We start from the raw sequence: 18,813 nt of genomic DNA on the forward strand, positions 1-18,813 counted from the left end.
ATATAAACACAAGTTTAGGACTACGTTAGCATATTTCTACACGACACATATATAATAAGGTGTCAACGCCGCAAATGTACAAATCTTTTGGCATAAGGTACTCAATATAGGGTAGTATCGACCCTAAATAGAGACTTATGTAAATATTGTACTTTCCTTATTAAACCAATAGGTCATACTAAGTTAGGTTTAAGTAGAACTAATCTAACGATTCGTAAAGAAAATAACATAACGAGAAAATTATATTTGTTCTTCCCCTTCCCAGAACTCCCAACTTGCAAAAGCCTGTAAGAGAAGCATTTCAAGACCATTCTTTACCACTGCTCCATGCTCACGTCCTTTGGCCATAAAGAGGGTCTCATCTGGATTATAAAGTAAGTCGTAAAGTAGAGTGTGGCTATTCATTGCGTCATAGGGGAGGGTAGGACACTCTTCTGTCTTAGGATACATACCAAGAGGAGTACAATTAACAATAACATTATACTCATCGATTACCTCTGGTGTTATCTCTTCGTATGTTAAGACATTAGGACGTTTTGTACGTGAAACAAACATTGTTTCTAACCCAAGTGATTTTAAACCATAGTTTATAGCCTTTGATGCTCCGCCCGTACCAAGGATAAGTGCCTTCTTATGATGGCGTTCAAGCAAAGGTTCAATACTTCGTGTAAAACCAATCACATCACTATTGAAACCTTTAAGTATCGTCTTATTACCCTTATGAGTGACACGAATAACATTCACAGCACCAATAGCTTTAGCTTCTGGACTAAGACTATCAAGATAAGGAATTACCTGTTCCTTATAAGGAATCGTTACGTTCAACCCACGTAACTGTGGATTGGAATCAACAACCTCTTTGAAGTCCTCTATCGATGGAATCTCAAAGTTGATGTATTGGGCATTGATGTGTTCGTTCTCAAACTTCTCATTGAAATAACCAATTGAGAAAGAATGCCCTAATGGGTAGCCAATAAGTCCGTACTTATCCATATCTTAACCTTGTTCTATAAATTATTCTTTTGTTCATCCACTGTCTCAGTCAGTATTTCACTCACAAACTAACATTCTCTATATCTGGCTTCATTCAAGTTAGTCTCTAAATGCGTTGAATAACTTATAAGATAACATGAGATGTTAATTATGACAACAAAAGGAATCAATACCACTATGGTAACATCTGAAAGAATATCTTCTTATTATAGTAGACTTTGTCTATCTAAGTTTTGGAAGAGCTTATTCTGCGACATACATCTCACACTGAGATATAATAGTAGTTGATTTTATAAGTTACTTTTCTGCGAAATACATCGTACAGATACCGAATGTCAACCGGCGAAAAGAGCTTTTTGAGAATCCTGCTTTTTGAAATATCTCCATCATCTTCTCGCCTTGCGGGAAAGCTTCAACAGTCTTATTTAGATATTCGTATGCACTTTTATCCTTTGAGATAAACTTAGCATAGTTAAGCAAGAATGTGTTAGAATAGAAGCGGAAGAGCTGTTTCATTGGGAACTTAACAGGTGTGGTTAGTTCAACAATACTCAGATGACCACCCTTCTTCAGTACACGGCAAATCTCGGCAAGTCCCTTGTCAAGGTTTTGAAAATTACGAATACCAAAGGCAGCAGTCACTGCGTCAAAGGTATTATCAGGAAAAGATAGGTTGAGACAGTCCTCTTTCTGAAAAGAAATAACATTGCTTAATCCTGCAGCCTTAACTTTCTCTCGACCGATAGCCATCATTCCTTCAGAGATATCTGCACCAATGAGATGTTCTGGCTTCAGCTCGTTGGCGGCAAGAATGGCAAAGTCACCAGTTCCTGTAGCAATATCAAGCATCTGCTTAGGACGATAGGGTAGAAGCTGTCGGATAGCCTTCTTACGCCATCCTTTATCTATATTTCCAGAGAGACGATGGTTCAGTGTGTCATAGGTTGGTGCGATGTTATCAAACATCTCTTCTATAAGTTTACCTTTCTCACCATTACCATCGTAGGGTTTAATCTTTTCCTGCTCGTACATATTCTTACTTTAGTTCATAATCCACAACCCTAAATTCATAATCTTGATAACTATATTATGATATGCCTAAATAAGTTCTAATGGCATATTAGACATGTATCAGTGTATATTATTTATCAAAATCAGGAATTTAGGATTATGAATTCATATTTATCCTTTTACTTTCTCGAAGCAAGGTACTGCTTTACATTTTTCTCAATGCGTGCAGCAATATCACCATCTTCAGCAGCCTTATCGAACTTCTCTCCAGTGATATGTTCATACAACTCAATGTAACGTTCGCTTACACTCTCGGCATATTCGTCTGTAATCTCAGGCATTGTCTGTCCTGGTTCATTCATAAAATTATGCTCGATAAGCCATTGACGAACAAATTCCTTTGATAATTGCTTCTGTGGTTCGCCCTTCTCAAGTTTCTCTTCATAGCCATCAGCATAGAAGTAGCGGCTTGAGTCTGGTGTATGAATCTCATCAATGAGGTAGCACTGACCATCACGCTTGCCAAACTCATACTTAGTATCAACAAGTATCAAGCCCTGCTTTGCAGCAATCTCCTGACCACGTGCAAAGAGCTTACGGGTCCAGTCTTCGATGATTGCATAGTCTTCTGCAGAAACAATACCCTGTTCGATAATCTCTTCCTTAGAGATGTTCATATCGTGACCTTCGTCAGCCTTGGTAGTTGGAGTAACGATTGGCTCTGGGAAACGCTCGTTCTCACGCATACCATCAGGTAGCTTCACACCACAAATCTCACGGCATCCATCCTTGTAGGCACGCCATGCAGAACCTGTAAGGATTGAGCGGATAATCATTTCAACACGAAAGCCTTCACACTTCAGACCAACAGTTACCATTGGATCAGGAGTAGCTAACTTCCAGTTAGGACAGATGTCTGTTGTCAGGTCAAGGAACTTGGCAGCAATCTGGTTCAATACCTGTCCTTTAAACGGTATTCCCTTTGGTAGTACAACGTCGAATGCAGAGATTCGGTCGGTAGCTACCATGACGATAAGATCGTCGTTGATGTCATACACATCACGTACTTTTCCGTGATAAACACTCTTCTGTCCATCGAAATGGAATTCAGTTTTTGTTAATGCTTTCATTGTTTTTATGTTTATAGAGTCCTATCTCTTGTTAGCTTTATCGTGTGCTTCGTATGCATTCACGATACGCGTAACCAGTTTGTGTCTTACAATGTCTTTTTTATCAAGATTGATGACAGAGATACCATCTACGCCACTCAGAATAGAAAGAGCTTCTTTTAATCCACTCTTCTCTACATGTGGAAGGTCAATCTGAGTCAAGTCACCCGTGATTACCATCTTTGTATTCCAGCCCATACGTGTTAAGAACATACGGATTTGAGCTGGTGTTGTATTCTGTGCTTCATCAAGGATTACTACAGCATCACTCAATGTTCTTCCTCGCATGAAAGCTAATGGCGCAATCTGAATAATATGCTTATCCATCATATCCTGTAGCTTAACAGCAGGAATCATATCCTCTAAAGCATCATAAAGTGGTTGCAGATAGGGGTCTATCTTATCTTTCATATCACCTGGAAGAAAGCCAAGTTTCTCACCAGCTTCAACGGCTGGACGGGATAAGATAATCTTCTTTGCAGCTTTTTCCTTAAGAGCTTTTACTGCTAAAGCTATACTGAGGTAAGTCTTACCCGTTCCCGCTGGTCCAACAGCAAATATCATATCGTTTTTTTCGAAGGCATCAATCAGTTGCTGCTGATGCTCCGAACGACCTTTAATCGCTCTACCTGATACAGAATAAACAAGGACGTCCTTTACCGCATCAGCTTTGGTCTTACGACCTTTCACGATATCAAGGATGTCCTCTTCTGTAATGGTGTTATACCGTTCTACATGCTTACGCATGGTTTCAATGTCTTCTTCTATCTTAACCATCTCCTCTTCGTCACCTAAGATACGTATAACATTGTCTCTTGCAACAATCCTCAACTTAGGGAAGAGTGACTTTATCATTTGGAGGTGACCATTGCCAACTCCATAGAAGACTACTGGGTCTATATCTTCAAGAACTATATGCTTTTCTATCAATTTCCTCTATTTTATATTTGTTCGCAAAGTTACTATAAAATAATGATACTTGCAAATTATTCCTAATTCATAATTATCAATTAGCAAAAACTTATTACCTTTGTATCAATGAAAAGAAAATCAAAGATAACAAAGAAGCGCTATTTATTAGGTTTCATAACAATAACTTTATTCTTAGCCATCATTAGGTTACTGTTTCCGTCTATTGCACAAGATAAGACAAAAGCTTTATCTAATGTTGATAGTACTCGTATCATTGAAAAAGCGGATTCTGCTAAGATTAAAGAGCAATCAACTCCAAGTAACACAACCATATCTCATTTCTTCAAATCGGATGGTTCACAAAAGAGGAATAGAATTGTAGGTGTTCGAGATTATGACGAGAGTTTCCCAGACTCTCAACCACAACAACTTGAAGCAGCATTGCGTTATGGGGTGAAACCTGTCCTTAACCGCACTGATGCAGAGAAGCGAAAAGGGGAGTTAGTATATATAGGCTGTAATCCTTATTACAATCTAAAGAAGTTGAATAATAGTATTCCATATCTTGTTCCACGTGCTGCCATCCTGCTTCAAGATATTGCACATAATTTCATGGATAGCTTGCAAACAAAGGGCGTACCTATAAATAAGTTCCTTGTATCAAGCGTTTTAAGAACCAAAGAAGACGTTGATAAACTTCGTAAACACAATCATAATGCAACAGAGAATAGTTGCCATCTATATGGAACAACCTTTGATATTGCGTACAATAAATATGCAGCTGTTACTCGTCCGGTAAGGAATGATACACTTAAGTGGGTTTTAAGTGAGGTTTTGAACGACCTCCGTTCGCAAGGAAGATGTTTTATAAAGCACGAGAAACATCAAGGTTGCTTCCATATTACGGTTAGATGATTTAGCAATATAGGCTACAATGGTTCTAAGACGCTTTCATATAATAAAGCATTAGGATATGAGGAATACTCGTTATAGTCTTAATATAATCATCAGATTATTTGGTTGTTAGAAAAAAAAGACGTACTTTTGCATCCGCTATCACGAGATGATAGCATTAAATTCAAACCTTTAAAATATTTATTAAACAATTATGGCAACAAAAATCAGATTGCAGCGCGGTGGTCGTAAGAACTATGCTTTCTACAGCATCGTAATCGCTGACGCTCGTGCACCACGTGATGGTAAGTTTACTGAGAAGATTGGTACTTATAACCCAAACACCAATCCAGCCACAGTAGATTTGAATTTTGAACGTGCTCTTTACTGGGTTGAGACAGGTGCTCAGCCAACAGACACTGCTCGTAACATCCTTAAGGGTGAGGGTGTTTACATGATGAAGCATCTCCGTGGCGGTGTTAAGAAGGGTGCATTCGACGAGGCTGCATGCCAGCAGAAGTTCGATGCATGGAAGCAAGCTAAGGTTGCAGCTACAGAAGCTGTCGAGAAGAAGGTAACCGATGCGAAGAAGGCTGCTGCTGCTCAGAACCTTGAAGCTGAGAAGAAAGTTAACGAAGCTATTGCTAAGAAGGTTGCAGACAAGAAAGCTGCTGCCGCTGCAGCACAGGCTGAGGCTGAAGGAGCTAAGGCTGCTGAGGACACTACTTCTGAAGCTCCTGCAGAGGAGGCACCAGCAGAGGCATAATCCTCGCTCGCTATTAAAGTATAAGTCCATAGACTCAGCACGAGTTTATGGACTTTTTCTTTTGTATTAGCTTCTAAAATGATACCGTACAGTGGACGTCCTCTTTCAAGTAAACTATAATATTGATAATGAATATAATAAGAAACTTCCTCCTTTTTAATTCAAGACAGCGGTCATTAGCTGTACTGACGTTGAGTTTTGGACACCTTAATGAATATCGTCAAGGAAGAAGTGGCTTAGTATATTTATCATTAAATACTATCTAAACATACTCTTCTCCTTGTAGGAATACACGTTTTACGATAGGTGTTGTATAGGCGTATGGAATAAATTCAATAGAAGGAATTGCATCTGTAATAAAGAAATTAGCAACCTTACCACATGTGATAGAGCCATACTCTTTGCTCAGTCCCATTGCACATGCTCCATTTAATGTTGCTGCATTAATTGCTTCTGCAGGCATTAGTCGCATCTTGATACAGCCAAGCGAAACTATAAACTTCATATCTCCTGATGGCGTAGAACCTGGGTTATAATCACTTGCAAGGACAAGCGGTAGACCACAGTCTATTATCTTACGACCCAAAGCAAAAGGAAGATTAAGGAAGAAAGACGTTCCAGGAAGTGCTGTTGGCATAGTTTCGCTGTTCTTAAGGATATCTATTTCTTCTTCTGTCATACTTTCTAAATGGTCAACTGACACTGCCTTATATTCTACACCAACCTCAACACCACCAGACGACGCTAACTCGTCAGCATGAATCTTAGGTCGCATGCCATATACAGCACCAGCTTTTAGAATCCGAGCAGTCTCTTCTGGCGTAAAGAAGCCTGTGTCACAGAATACATCTATAAACTCTGCTAAATTCTCATTACCCACAGCTGGTATCATTTCGTTGATGATTAAATCAACGTAGGCATCTTGTCTGCCTTTATATTCGCGCGAAACGGCATGTGCACCAAGGAATGTAGCAACAACCTTCAGCCGTGTTGTCTCTTTGATACGACGGATAACACGAAGCATCTTCAGCTCGTCTTCTGTGTTAAGTCCATACCCACTCTTTATCTCCACACAACCTGTTCCTTTCCGAATAATCTCATCAACACGCTTCATAGCCTGCTGGTAGAGTTCGTCTTCGCTCAATTCATGAAGGCGGTCTGCCGAGTTTAGAATACCACCACCACGCTTTGCTATCTCAGCATAACTAAGCCCACGGATCTTGTCAACAAACTCTTGCTCTCTACTTCCAGCATAGACAATATGAGTATGGGAGTCGCACCATGAAGGGAGAACGGTTCCTCCATTCGCATCAACAACTTCCTCATTATCAGAAATTGGTGGACAATCATTCATCTCACCATAATCAACAAAGCATCCATCCTCTATCACAAGATAAGCATCTGACAGTGTGTTAAGTTCTGCCATCTCTTTACCTTTCAAACATAGCTTTCCTTCATGACCTATACCAGCAAGTAAGCCAATGTTTTTAACTATTAGTCTTTTCATTTCAAGCTTTTTCTCTAATCAATGAAAGTATAATAATATAAGATATTCAAAAGGAATAGGGCTACATCAAGATGGTATTTAATCTTGACGTAACCCCGTTTACCTTATTTATTTACGCAGGAATTCAACCGACTTAGCGATGTGTGGAGCCATAAACTCGTCCGTATCAATGAAAGGAACACACTCACGATAAGCCTTATGGATAGCTTCTATCGTAGGAGAAGATTTCAACGGACGACGGAACTCAAGTGCTTGTGCAGCATTGAAGAGCTCAATAGCGAGTACACGCTCCGTATTCAATACAACCTGATAGAGCTTTGTTGCGGCATTTGCCCCCATGCTGACATGGTCTTCCTGTCCTTGTGAAGATGGAATACTGTCGACAGAGGCAGGAGTACAATAAGTCTTACTCTGGCTAACGATAGATGCTGCTGTGTACTGAGGAATCATAAAACCACTGTTTACACCAGGTTTAGCTACAAGGAAACTTGGTAGGTTTCGTGTGCCAGAAACGAGCTTGTAGATTCGACGCTCAGATATATTACTTAATTCACAGAGTGCTATAGCAAGGAAATCCATTGGTTGTGCAATTGGTTCTCCGTGGAAGTTTCCTGCTGAGATAACAAGGTCTTCATCAGGACAAACGGTTGGGTTATCAGTTGCAGCATTCACTTCAATGTCTATCACAGACTTAACGTATGCAATCGTATCCTTTGAGGCACCATGTACCTGCGGCATACAACGGAATGAATAAGGGTCTTGTACGTTGACTTTAGGCTGTTTAATAAGCTCACTGCCTTCTAACAATTCTCTTATTCGTGCTGCAGTGTCAATCTGTCCCTTGTGATGGCGAACAGCATGAACGGCATGTGTGAATGGTTCTATGCGTCCATCGTAAGCCTCAAGAGACATTGTTCCAATGACATCAGCCCACTCACTCAAACGTTCACTTTGTAAGAGTGCCCATACAGCAAAGGCATTCATGTTCTGTGTACCGTTGAGTAGGGCAAGACCTTCCTTAGAAACAAGTTCTATAGCATCCCAATTCATCTTCTTCAAGATGTCAGCACCAGAGAAGGTATTGCCTTGATATTCTACTTCTCCCATTCCTATAAGTGGTAGAGAAAGGTGAGCCAATGGGACAAGGTCGCCCGATGCGCCCAATGAACCTTGCATATACACAATAGGATAGATGTCGTTATTGAAGAAGTCTATCAGTCGCTCGACGGTCTTCAACTGACAAGCAGAGTAGCCGTAACTGAGCGACTGAATCTTGAGCAGCAACATTATCTTTACAATCTCATTAGGGACACGATCGCCCACACCACAAGCATGAGACATCACAAGGTTTTTCTGTAACTGTGACAGGCTATCCTTATCAATAGATATCTTACAGAGAGAGCCGAAGCCCGTTGTCACACCATAGATAGGAGTTTCTGATTCTATAATCTTATTATCGAGATACTCTCTACAACGAATAATTCGTTGACGTGCATCTTCAGAAAGTTCAAGCTTTGTGCCATTCTTTATTATCTCGCCAATCTGCTCTATTGTCAGATGTTCAGCGCTAATCTGATGAATTTTGTTCATAGTTTCTATGGATTATAATAATAGATTTAATTGATTAAAAGGCTGTATTAATAATGTCATCTTCAACGATGTTAGGGAGTGTAACACAGAGTCCTGGTGTACGTTCCATCTCCCTACGGATAGCATCAATAGAACCAGTGTTGCGAGCCCAACTACGACGTGCTATGCCGTTGTTAACATCCCAGAGAAGCATCTGACGGATGTGACGGTCAGAGTCTTCGCTACCATCAATCACCATACCGAAGCCACCATTGATAACTTCTCCCCAGCCAACACCGCCTCCATTGTGGATAGATACCCATGTAGCACCACGGAAAGAGTCGCCAATAACATTCTGTACTGCCATGTCAGCACAGAACTGTGAGCCATCATAGATGTTTGATGTCTCACGGAAAGGAGAGTCTGTTCCTGACACATCATGGTGGTCGCGTCCCAGAACAATAGGTCGTGAGATTACTCCTTTACGTATTGCTTCATTGAAGGCTAAGGCTATCTTTGTGCGACCTTCCGAGTCAGCATATAGGATACGAGCCTGAGAGCCAACAACCAAGTGATTCTTTCCTGCTTCTTTAATCCAATGGATGTTATCATCAAGTTGACCAATAATATCTGGAGTTGCCGTCTTGCGTATTTCTTCTAATACCTCTGTTGCAATGCGGTCGGATGTTTCTAAGTCCTTTGGGTCACCTGACGAACAAACCCAGCGGAATGGTCCAAAGCCATAATCAAAGAACATCGGACCCATAATATCCTGTACGTAAGATGGATAACGGAACTTACCACCTTCCTTCATGATGTCTGCTCCCGCACGACTTGACTCTAAAAGGAAAGCATTACCATAGTCGAAGAAATACATACCTTTCGCAGTCAGCTTGTTAATAGCAGCCACCTGGCGACGTAAAGACTCCTGCACTTTCTCCTTAAACACCGCTGGCTCCTCTGCCATCATACGTTTAGATTCTTCCAAAGAAAGTCCGACTGGATAGTATCCACCTGCCCATGGGTTGTGGAGGGAGGTCTGATCACTTCCTAAGTCAACGTGTACATCTTCTGCTGCCAAGTGTTCCCATAGGTCAACAACATTCCCCACATAGGCCATAGAGACCGTTCGCTTCTCTTCAACAGCCTTCAATGCTGCAGGGATAAGTTCGTTGAGTGAGGTGTGAAGTTCGTCAACCCAGCCTTGATCATAGCGTTTCTGTGCCGCAAGTGGGTTGATTTCAGCCGTAATACTTACTACACCTGCTATGTTACCAGCCTTTGGTTGAGCACCAGACATGCCTCCTAAACCAGAAGTAACGAAGAGCATACCTTTTATACTGCTCTCTCCGTCCTTCAATCGTTTGCGTGCTGCATTCAAAACAGTGATGGTTGTACCATGAACGATACCCTGTGGTCCGATATACATATAGGAGCCTGCGGTCATTTGTCCATACTGACTAACACCTAAAGCATTATCTCGTTCCCAATCGTCTGGCTTAGAATAGTTAGGTATTACCATACCATTTGTCACAACTACACGTGGTGCATTCTTGTGAGAAGGGAAGAGTCCGAGTGGATGACCCGAATACATCACTAACGTTTGTTCGTCAGTCATCTCACTCAAGTATTTCATCACCAAACGATATTGCGCCCAGTTTTGGAACACAGCCCCATTACCACCGTATGTAATCAGCTCGTGAGGGTGCTGTGCAACAGCCTTATCAAGGTTGTTCTGAATCATCATCATGATTGCTGCTGCCTGTTGTGACTTATGCGGATAATCGTCGATTGGACGTGCATACATCTCATAAGTAGGGCGGAAACGGTACATGTAGATACGGCCATATTGCCTTAACTCCTCTGCAAACTCTGGTGCTAATGTTGCATGAAACTTCTTAGGGAAGTAACGAAGGGCATTGCGCAGAGCCAATTTCTTCTCTTCTTGTGTAAGAATATCCTTACGCTTTGGAGCATGATTGATAGAGGTATCGTATGCTTGTGGCTCAGGTAGCGTATCAGCTATACCTGTACAAATGTCTTTAACAAATTCTTCTTTTGTCATAGTTACGTAGTAGATCTATTTTGGTTGTAGTTATTTGAATAGGTTACGAAAGTGAAGGGTAATAGCTAAAGCCATTAATAGGCTAAGCGATCACTATATATCATTTCGTTATTGTAGGTCTTTAGTTGGGCAGGCATAGTACACCTGCCCTTTTAACGAATATATTATTCACCTTACTAAAGGTATCTGAAGCATAGTACATGCCCATTATATATAAGGTGTAATGGACCTTATTATATAAAAAGACACCTTACAGTTTTGCCTCAACTATCTTCATAATCTCAGTCTCAGCCTCATTAGCTTTCTCAATCAACTCGTTTGCTTCGGCCACTAATCGTGCTGCTGTCTCTTTGTCTTTCAAGCCAGAAGCATTAATCTTCACGTTTAGACCAGCACCAAGGACAGCCGCACGAGCTGCCAAGACACCAACGCCAGCGTCTGAGACACTGTTCGGATTACCTTCTTCTGCCATTGCTCGACAAAGTTCAAACACCTTGTAGGATGCTTTCATAGTGTGTAGTGGGACCTCCGTAGCAAAGAGTGTTGCTTCTTGTATCGCTTGTGAACGTGCTGCCTTTTCCTCATCTGTACCCTTAGGGAGACCAAAAGCAGACATAATACGGTTGAACGCTTCTGTGTCTTCATCTACAAGAACCATCAATTCTGATTGTATTGCTTGACCCTTTTCAGCCCAGTTGCTGAACTCTTCCCAGCGTGCATCCCATCCTGCTTTATGGCTGGAGAGATTGGCTACCATTGTACCTAAAGCAGCACCTAATGCACCCATATAAGCAGAGATGGTACCACCTCCAGGAGCAGGAGACTCACGTGAAGTCTCATTAGCAAACTCTTTGACAGTCAAGTCAATGAGTTTTGGAGTCTTATCGGCATCTTCCAACAGATATTCAATCACCTTTTCACGTGGATTAAATGGCTTCAAATCGTCTAAACCCATTGACTTAATGGCAATCTTAATGATGTCTTCTTCTGGAATACCTATTGAACGTTGTTGCTTCTTTAAGAAGTATGTTCCAGCTTCAAGGAGCGTACGCTTAGGGATAAGACCTACTATTTCTGTACCCGTAACACGTATGCCACGGTTTTGTGCACAGCGACAAACTTCGTCAAAGGCTACGTGGAGAGGAGTAACATTGATGTCTGTTATATTCATTGACACCTGTGCTATTCCATACTCATCAATGAACCAGCCAATCGCTTTCGTAGCTTTCAACGTACCAGGTTGCATAATAACTTCACCATTCTCATCCTTCATAGGCTTACCAACAGGCGAACCTCCTTCACGCATAGGACGACCTTTCTCTCTAACATCGAATGCTATTGCGTTGGCACGACGTGTAGAAGTTGTATTGAGGTTGAAGTTTGTTGCAATCAAGAAATCACGTGCACCGACTGCAGTACAGCCTGTTCGTGCTAATAGCTCTTCCCATTCACGTGCACCATAGTCTGGTGCCTCTGCTGCTTCTGTCATACGTTGTGGGAGTCCTTCATACTCTCCTTTACGACAAATAGCCAAGTTCTTACGCTCTGGAGTCTTCGCTGCAGCTTCGTAGCAATAGCAAGGAACTTGCAACTCATTGGCGATACGCTCTGCCAACTGGCGTGCCAACTCAGCACACTCCTCCAAAGTAATACCCGCAACAGGGATAAGTGGACAAACATCCGTAGCCCCCATACGAGGGTGAGCACCATGATGCTGCCGCATATCAATAAGCTGTGCGGCCTTCTTCACGCATCGGAAAGCAGCTTCAACAACTACTGATGGTTCGCCAACAAAGGTTACAACCGTACGATTAGTTGCTTCTCCTGGGTCAACATCCAGCAATTTAACACCTTTAACGCTTTCTACTTCATCAGTAATCTGCTTGATTACGTCTTTGTTTCGTCCTTCACTAAAATTAGGGACACACTCGATAATCTGTTTTTCTCGTGCCATATATAATTAAGATAGGTTTAAACAATGATTGTTTAGGTTTCGAGTGTAAAAATACAAATTAGTTTTTGTAATTCAAAACTTTTGATGTAAAACTATCAAAACAAACTTTATATGTTCCTTTTTTAACCGTAAATAGGCACGTAAAAGGGTCATAATTCGAGTCGTATATGTAATTATTAAATAAGGAGATAAGTAAGAATAAAATAGGAGAGATATGTATTCTTTTCTAAAAGAAGATTATGACTTACATTTATTTTCATGACTGGAAGAATTTATTTTCATGAAAAAAAATATTTATCTTCATGAAAAAAAATATTTCTTTTCATGAAGATAATTCAGAATAAACAGTTCCTTTTCTTTAGATTATCGCCCTTCGTCTACAATAGGATACAGTTCAATGAAATCACCTTGGTGCTTCTTACCATCATTGATAACGGCTGAAATCTTCTCACTGACTACGTCTATCGAATGCGCACCAGGCCCTGTATAATGATTATTCAAGTCGGTAGTCGTTGCACCAGGATGTATATTGAATATCTCAACAGGTAAGTTATTCTTCTCAAACTCCATGGCCATAATACTGGTCATTGCGTTCTGCGCTGCCTTACTGGCTACATACGCCATTGGATGCCAGTAGGGACTCACCTCAGAAGGCACAGTGATGTTTACAATTCGCCCTTTGTTGGCTACGAGTAAAGGAACAAGTGCCTTTGTCAAGCAGAATGTTCCGATGTAGTTTACTTGTATCGTATCGGTCACATCATGCATGGCTGAATCATAACTTGCCACTTCCATGTTGCCAGGAATACCTGCATTGTTTACCAAAAGTGCTAAGTCATGATATTTCTCTTTCACTTCTTTTGCTGTTTGTTCCAATGACTTGTTGTCTGAGAGGTTGACATATTGCCAGCCTATTACGTCTACGCCATCAGCCTCCAATGCTTTCACTGCCTCCTCAGCACGTTCGCTATTGCGTGCACCAACGATTACTTGCCAGCCACTCTTACCTAAAAACTTACAGATACCATAACCAATACCCTTGTTGGCACCTGTTACCAATACTTTTGCCATATTTGTTTTTCTATATTTATCGGTGTGATACTTTTGCTGCAAAGATACATTATTTTATTGATAGAATATACTTTAACGATGATATATAATTACGAAAAAGAGCTTATTCTGTATATAATATCCTCATAAATCTCCTTTACATTAGTCTTTATAATCCTCAATTATTCTTTTATACAGTTTTTTTACGTATCTTTGCGCAAAGAAATCGTCTATTTTTAATTATTGATAGTATAATCTTATGAGCTTATTTAAGTCTATAATCCTTGCCACGTTGGCAGGACTTGCACTTTCTTCCTGTATTAGAGAAGAAGCATTAAATGCGGAAGCAGATATTACAGATGTTACGGTTGATGGTACAACACTTGTCCGTAAGCCTGTTATAACGAATAATGAAGTAATTTTTTATGTTAATGGATGGGAAGACCTATCCCACTTAGCACCAAAGTTTCATGTTACAGAGGGTGCAAAGATTGAACCAGAAAGCGGTACGGCATTAAACTTTACACAGCCTCAGAGCTATACAGTAACCTCTCAAGATGGACAATGGAAGAAGACTTATAAGGTGTCATTTGTAAGTAATGATGTTGCAACCGACTACCATTTCGAGACGCTCAAGGTCGATTCAACCAGTAAATATAATACTTTCGTTGACAAAACAGCCGATGGTAATCTTGCAGAGTGGGGTAGTGGTAATGCTGGTGTATCCTTCCTTATGGGTGACAGCAAGGCTTCTGAATATCCAACAAGCCAAGCTGAAGATGGTTATGTGGGTAAGTGTTTGAAGCTGACAACTGTTAGTACGGGTTTCCTGGGTGCTATGTTCGGTGCCCCGATAGCTGCAGGTAATCTCTTTACAGGTGATTTCCAAATTGATATGGGTAACCCAGCAAAGTCAACTCACTTTGGTCGTCCATTCTACAAGATGCCTAAGGAGTTGATTGGCTACTATAAATATAAGGCTGGAGAGAAGTACCAAGATAAGGATAAGAAGGATATCAAAGGGCGTAAGGATAGTTTGGCAATTTATGCAGTACTCTTTGAAACAGGCGACGGAGTGGAGTATCTTGATGGTACCAATTCATTAACCAGTGACCGTATTGTCCTCCTTGCACAGCTTAAGAATGCAAAGGAAACAGACGAATGGACACGTTTCTCTATCTCATTCGAACCTGTAGCGGGTCGTACTATAGACAGTGAGAAGTTGAAGAATGGTAAGTATAGCCTTGCTATCATCATGTCTTCAAGTAAGGATGGTGCTTTCTTCAATGGCGCAGTGGGTAGTACACTCTACGTGGATGAACTGAAATTGTACTTTGAGTAATAATGATTTGGAGTTGACAAGTAAACGAGTTCAATAGTTTAAGAGTTGACACAAAGATATTAAAGATAAAATAAAACAAATGAAACAACATATTATTACGGTTGTAATCGCAGCAATGAGTTGCACAACAACGATCTTTGCACAAACAGACCGCACTTCTTCACTAAGTAGTGCAGAGCAGAATGGATGGGAGTATGAGGTGAAAGCGGGTGTAAACATTGGTGGTGCGTCTCCTCTCCCTATGCCTGTAGAAATCAGAGAGATTAGTAGTTATAGTCCAAAGTTCAATGGAACGATAGAAGGAACAGTCACTAAATGGCTTGGAAAAGACCAGAACTGGGGTGTATCTACTGGTTTGAAGTTTGAAGAGAAGGGTATGATAACAGATGCTAATGTGAAGAACTATAGCATGGAAATCCTCAATGACGGTAATCGTGTAGCTGGTTATTGGACAGGTTATGTGAAGACTAACTACAACTCAACGCTTCTCACAATCCCTGTCATGGCGAACTATCGTTTTAATGACCGTTGGAAAGTACGTGCAGGACTCTACTCTTCTATCAAGTTAGATGGCCAATTTACGGGTCATGTGAGTGATGGCTATTTGCGCGAAGGCACTCCTGTAGGAGAGAAATTAACTTTTGCTGACGGCAACACAGCTTCGTACGATTTCTCATCTAATCTTCGTCACTTTCAATGGGGTGGTCAGTTAGGTGCAACATGGCGTGGTTTCAATCATTTCACAGTCAATGCCGACCTCACATGGGCTTTTAATAACATCTTTGAAAGCGACTTTAAGACAATCAGTTTTGGACTTTATCCCATCTATCTTAACATCGGGTTCGGGTATCGTTTTTAGTTCTCTGGATAAGAGATAAATAAGAAGGCTCAGTCGACAACATCTTTGTTTGTCTACTGAGCCTTCTTCTTTTTGATATATGTATATCGTTATCTTGCGATATGTTCCAATTCAACAGCCATCTCTTTCTGTAGTTCTTTTGCCTTTGCAGCAGCAACTTCAGCAAAGTCATTATCAGTGCTTGCGTAGATAATACCACGTGACGAGTTTACAAGCAGACCACAGTCTTTTGTCATACCATACTTACAAACCTCCTGCAAGCTACCTCCTTGAGCACCAACACCTGGTACCAAAAGGAAATGGTTTGGGGCTATACGGCGGATATCCTCAAACATCTTGCCTTGTGTCGCACCTACTACATACATGAGGTTCTCGGTTGTTCCCCATTCTTGTGACTTCTTTAATACTTTCTCAAAGAGGCATTCTCCCTGCTTATCTTCGGTCAGCTGGAAGTCATGACTACCTTTATTACTTGTCAATGCGAGCAAGATAACCCACTTCCCATCATACTCAAGGAAAGGTTTCACACTGTCTTCGCCCATGTAAGGAGCAACGGTAACAGAGTCAAGGTTATACTCCTCGAAGAATGTCTGGGCATACATCTTTGATGTGTTACCAATGTCACCACGCTTAGCATCCGCAATGATAAAGTGGTTTGGATGGTTCTCCTTTATATATTGAATAGTCTTCTCAAAGGCTAACATACCTTTTAAGCCATAGCACTCATAGAAGGCAAGGTTAGGCTTATAGGCTACACAATAAGGTGCAGTAGCATCAATAATTGCTTTGTTAAAAGCAAAGATGGGTTCATCCTCGTTCTTTAAGTGTGCAGGAATCTTGTTTATATCAGTGTCAAGTCCTACACATAAGAATGTCTTCTTTGTGAAGATTTCGTTGATTAATTGTTGTCTATTCATAAAGGTTGACTATTATTTCGTTTATCAAAAGGGGTCTATAAATACTTATCAGTTGTTTTATATGGAGTGAACGACTCTTACGTCTGTTAATATCAAGTTATAACTAATTACGAACCGTTCACTCCCTATATTTTTTACAATATGTATCTGTGATGTATTCTATTATTGAGCCGTAATGTTCTTATCCTCAACAGGCTTCTTTGTATCGCTTCTCACGTACAAAACTACCAAGAAAGAACCGATTATTGAGGCAATGCTTGTAGCAATAACCATTCCCATACTGTCAATACGAGAGAATAATAATAAAAGTGCTGTAGTACCTACAGACATACAAGATGCTATTACTGCGAATATTATTGACACTAAGAACTTCCGTTCCCTTTTAACGGGTGCAGTGCCTACAGCGGTCACAACAAATATACTATACTTGATAAGTATGAAGACACTGTTAACTATAATACTTATAACCCCGTATTCATCAAAGTTTGATAATGCAAGTTTAACAATGAAATTGTATGCTAGATGAATCATAAACACAGCAAGAAAAGCTATTGGTAATACCAATACCCATCTAAGTGCAGGGCTCAGATTACTAACAAGACGCAAGTCATAGTTGCTATCAAACTCTAATTTACTACCACTTTTTTGGCTTTTCTTCTGTATTCATATTTATCTATTATACTTGATTATAACTCTGTTTCCTTCAGCTTCTCAGCATTCTCAGCAACTGTCAAAGCGTCAATCATATCTTGAATTTCACCATTCATGAAACCTTGAAGGTCGTGGGTGGTGTAGCCGATACGATGGTCTGTGACACGTCCCTGTGGGAAGTTATAAGTACGAATCTTGGCACTTCTGTCACCAGTTGAAACCAATGTCTTACGACGACTTGCGATGTCATCAACATACTTCTGGTGCTCGTGGTCATAGATGTAAGTATAGAGACGACTCAACGCACGCTCCTTATTCTTTGGCTGATCACGTGTCTCGGTACACTCGATAAGGATTTCTTCTACCTCACCAGTGTTAGGGTTCTTCCAAGGATAGCGTAGGCGTACACCAGACTCAACCTTATTAACGTTCTGACCACCAGCACCACTGGAACGGAAAGTATCCCACTTGATATCGCCTTCATTGATATTTACTTCGAACTTATCGGCTTCTGGCAATACTGCTACTGTCGCTGCTGATGTGTGCATACGGCCCTGTGTCTCTGTAGCTGGTACACGCTGTACACGATGAACACCCGATTCATACTTTAAGGTACCATAGACATTGTCGCCTTCGACGGCAAAGTCAATCTCTTTGAAACCACCAGCAGTGCCTTCAGAAACGGACGTGATAGAGAGCTTCCAGCCCTTTTTGTCACAGAAACGCTTGTACATATTAAAGAGATCACCAGCAAAGAGTGCTGCTTCATCGCCTCCTGCACCACCGCGAATCTCCATCTGAACATTCTTAGCGTCCTCTGGGTCTTTCGGTACAAGCAGTAATTTAATTTCTTCTTCAAGCTTAGGTTGGAGTTCCTCATTCTCTGTCAACTCCTCACGTGCCATCTCTTTCATTTCGGCATCACTCTCATTAGCAATGATATCCTTTGCCTCTTTGATAGTAGTAAGACAGTTGATATAACGACGACGAGCATCCATAATGTCACCCAGGTCCTTATACTCCTTTGTTAACTTCACATAACGTGATTGGTCAGCAATGACATCTGGGTCGGTGATAAGTGTTGAAACCTCTTCGTAACGGGCCTCAAGACCGTCGAGCTTCTGTAATATATTGTTGTTATCTATCATAATCTT

Annotated in this window: 16 protein-coding genes; 4 read left to right on the plus strand and 12 right to left on the minus strand. The window is 40.9% G+C overall.

All coding sequences use genetic code 11. The features are described 5' to 3' along the window. Window positions 1-240: 240 nt before the first annotated feature. The 4 genes from HMPREF0666_RS02590 to HMPREF0666_RS02605 form a co-directional block, all read right to left on the minus strand. Window positions 241-993: a shikimate dehydrogenase gene (locus HMPREF0666_RS02590; protein WP_009010747.1), complete on the minus strand. Its 753-nt coding sequence runs from the start codon at window positions 991-993 to the stop codon at window positions 241-243. 297 nt (window positions 994-1,290) lie between these two features. Next, on the minus strand, window positions 1,291-2,025 hold the full coding sequence (gene ubiE / locus HMPREF0666_RS02595; RefSeq protein WP_009010748.1) for a bifunctional demethylmenaquinone methyltransferase/2-methoxy-6-polyprenyl-1,4-benzoquinol methylase UbiE: 735 nt from the start codon (window positions 2,023-2,025) through the stop codon (window positions 1,291-1,293). 158 nt (window positions 2,026-2,183) lie between these two features. After that, entirely contained in the window at window positions 2,184-3,134 is a 951-nt protein-coding gene (locus HMPREF0666_RS02600) for a phosphoribosylaminoimidazolesuccinocarboxamide synthase (protein WP_009010749.1), read from the minus strand. A 21-nt stretch (window positions 3,135-3,155) separates the two neighbouring features. Next, window positions 3,156-4,103, minus strand: coding sequence for a PhoH family protein (locus HMPREF0666_RS02605; protein ID WP_009010750.1), 948 nt, complete (start codon window positions 4,101-4,103; stop codon window positions 3,156-3,158). A 108-nt stretch (window positions 4,104-4,211) separates the two neighbouring features. Here HMPREF0666_RS02605 and HMPREF0666_RS02610 point away from each other — a divergent pair, with 108 nt between their 5' ends. Together HMPREF0666_RS02610 and HMPREF0666_RS02615 are read left to right on the plus strand one after the other, a co-directional pair. Next, window positions 4,212-5,000: a DUF5715 family protein gene (locus tag HMPREF0666_RS02610; protein WP_009010751.1), complete on the plus strand. Its 789-nt coding sequence runs from the start codon at window positions 4,212-4,214 to the stop codon at window positions 4,998-5,000. A 193-nt stretch (window positions 5,001-5,193) separates the two neighbouring features. Next, entirely contained in the window at window positions 5,194-5,745 is a 552-nt protein-coding gene (locus tag HMPREF0666_RS02615; protein ID WP_009010752.1) for a 30S ribosomal protein S16, read from the plus strand. A gap of 262 nt (window positions 5,746-6,007) precedes the next feature. Here the strand turns inward: HMPREF0666_RS02615 and hutI are convergent, their stop codons facing one another. From hutI to HMPREF0666_RS02640, 5 genes are all read right to left on the minus strand, one after another. Further along, window positions 6,008-7,252 (minus strand): imidazolonepropionase, encoded by a 1,245-nt coding sequence (hutI, locus tag HMPREF0666_RS02620; RefSeq protein WP_009010753.1) that lies wholly within the window; start codon window positions 7,250-7,252, stop codon window positions 6,008-6,010. 108 nt (window positions 7,253-7,360) lie between these two features. Further along, window positions 7,361-8,842, minus strand: coding sequence for a histidine ammonia-lyase (gene hutH, locus HMPREF0666_RS02625; protein WP_009010754.1), 1,482 nt, complete (start codon window positions 8,840-8,842; stop codon window positions 7,361-7,363). Between the two features lie 34 nt (window positions 8,843-8,876). Then, window positions 8,877-10,886, minus strand: a complete 2,010-nt coding sequence (locus HMPREF0666_RS02630; RefSeq protein ID WP_009010755.1) for a urocanate hydratase — start codon at window positions 10,884-10,886, stop codon at window positions 8,877-8,879. A 250-nt stretch (window positions 10,887-11,136) separates the two neighbouring features. Next, on the minus strand, window positions 11,137-12,840 hold the full coding sequence (gene ftcD, locus HMPREF0666_RS02635; protein ID WP_009010756.1) for a glutamate formimidoyltransferase: 1,704 nt from the start codon (window positions 12,838-12,840) through the stop codon (window positions 11,137-11,139). Between the two features lie 363 nt (window positions 12,841-13,203). After that, on the minus strand, window positions 13,204-13,911 hold the full coding sequence (locus tag HMPREF0666_RS02640; RefSeq protein ID WP_042855903.1) for an SDR family NAD(P)-dependent oxidoreductase: 708 nt from the start codon (window positions 13,909-13,911) through the stop codon (window positions 13,204-13,206). A gap of 238 nt (window positions 13,912-14,149) precedes the next feature. Between HMPREF0666_RS02640 and HMPREF0666_RS02645 the strand changes: the two genes are divergently transcribed. Both HMPREF0666_RS02645 and HMPREF0666_RS02650 read left to right on the plus strand, forming a co-directional pair. Beyond that, on the plus strand, window positions 14,150-15,232 hold the full coding sequence (locus HMPREF0666_RS02645; protein WP_009010758.1) for a PCMD domain-containing protein: 1,083 nt from the start codon (window positions 14,150-14,152) through the stop codon (window positions 15,230-15,232). A gap of 79 nt (window positions 15,233-15,311) precedes the next feature. Then, on the plus strand, window positions 15,312-16,091 hold the full coding sequence (locus HMPREF0666_RS02650) for a porin family protein (protein WP_009010759.1): 780 nt from the start codon (window positions 15,312-15,314) through the stop codon (window positions 16,089-16,091). Window positions 16,092-16,180: 89 nt separating this feature from the next. Here HMPREF0666_RS02650 and pyrF read toward each other — a convergent pair whose 3' ends face one another. The 3 genes from pyrF to prfA all read right to left on the minus strand — a co-directional run bounded on the left by pyrF (window position 16,181) and on the right by prfA (window position 18,807). Next, a complete protein-coding gene (gene pyrF, locus HMPREF0666_RS02655) occupies window positions 16,181-17,008 on the minus strand; it encodes an orotidine-5'-phosphate decarboxylase (RefSeq protein WP_009010760.1) in 828 nt (275 codons plus the stop codon). A 162-nt stretch (window positions 17,009-17,170) separates the two neighbouring features. Beyond that, window positions 17,171-17,338, minus strand: coding sequence for a hypothetical protein (locus HMPREF0666_RS17850; protein ID WP_232214047.1), 168 nt, complete (start codon window positions 17,336-17,338; stop codon window positions 17,171-17,173). A 356-nt stretch (window positions 17,339-17,694) separates the two neighbouring features. After that, on the minus strand, window positions 17,695-18,807 hold the full coding sequence (gene prfA / locus HMPREF0666_RS02665) for a peptide chain release factor 1 (protein ID WP_009010762.1): 1,113 nt from the start codon (window positions 18,805-18,807) through the stop codon (window positions 17,695-17,697). Between the last annotated feature and the right edge of the window lie 6 nt (window positions 18,808-18,813).

The organism is Prevotella sp. C561 (assembly GCF_000224595.1).
Taxonomy (GTDB): domain Bacteria; phylum Bacteroidota; class Bacteroidia; order Bacteroidales; family Bacteroidaceae; genus Prevotella; species Prevotella jejuni.

Excerpts from the sequence above, each read along its gene's own strand:
- HMPREF0666_RS02590 (WP_009010747.1), bottom strand. The coding sequence starts at position 993 with ATGGATAAGTACGGACTTATTGGCTACCCATTAGGGCATTCTTTCTCA.
- ubiE (WP_009010748.1), bottom strand. The coding sequence starts at position 2,025 with ATGTACGAGCAGGAAAAGATTAAACCCTACGATGGTAATGGTGAGAAA.
- HMPREF0666_RS02600 (WP_009010749.1), bottom strand. The coding sequence starts at position 3,134 with ATGAAAGCATTAACAAAAACTGAATTCCATTTCGATGGACAGAAGAGT.
- HMPREF0666_RS02610 (WP_009010751.1), top strand. The coding sequence starts at position 4,212 with ATGAAAAGAAAATCAAAGATAACAAAGAAGCGCTATTTATTAGGTTTC.
- HMPREF0666_RS02615 (WP_009010752.1), top strand. The coding sequence starts at position 5,194 with ATGGCAACAAAAATCAGATTGCAGCGCGGTGGTCGTAAGAACTATGCT.
- hutI (WP_009010753.1), bottom strand. The coding sequence starts at position 7,252 with ATGAAAAGACTAATAGTTAAAAACATTGGCTTACTTGCTGGTATAGGT.
- hutH (WP_009010754.1), bottom strand. The coding sequence starts at position 8,842 with ATGAACAAAATTCATCAGATTAGCGCTGAACATCTGACAATAGAGCAG.
- HMPREF0666_RS02630 (WP_009010755.1), bottom strand. The coding sequence starts at position 10,886 with ATGACAAAAGAAGAATTTGTTAAAGACATTTGTACAGGTATAGCTGAT.
- ftcD (WP_009010756.1), bottom strand. The coding sequence starts at position 12,840 with ATGGCACGAGAAAAACAGATTATCGAGTGTGTCCCTAATTTTAGTGAA.
- HMPREF0666_RS02640 (WP_042855903.1), bottom strand. The coding sequence starts at position 13,911 with ATGGCAAAAGTATTGGTAACAGGTGCCAACAAGGGTATTGGTTATGGT.
- HMPREF0666_RS02645 (WP_009010758.1), top strand. The coding sequence starts at position 14,150 with ATGAGCTTATTTAAGTCTATAATCCTTGCCACGTTGGCAGGACTTGCA.
- HMPREF0666_RS02650 (WP_009010759.1), top strand. The coding sequence starts at position 15,312 with ATGAAACAACATATTATTACGGTTGTAATCGCAGCAATGAGTTGCACA.
- pyrF (WP_009010760.1), bottom strand. The coding sequence starts at position 17,008 with ATGAATAGACAACAATTAATCAACGAAATCTTCACAAAGAAGACATTC.
- HMPREF0666_RS17850 (WP_232214047.1), bottom strand. The coding sequence starts at position 17,338 with ATGTCTGTAGGTACTACAGCACTTTTATTATTATTCTCTCGTATTGAC.
- prfA (WP_009010762.1), bottom strand. The coding sequence starts at position 18,807 with ATGATAGATAACAACAATATATTACAGAAGCTCGACGGTCTTGAGGCC.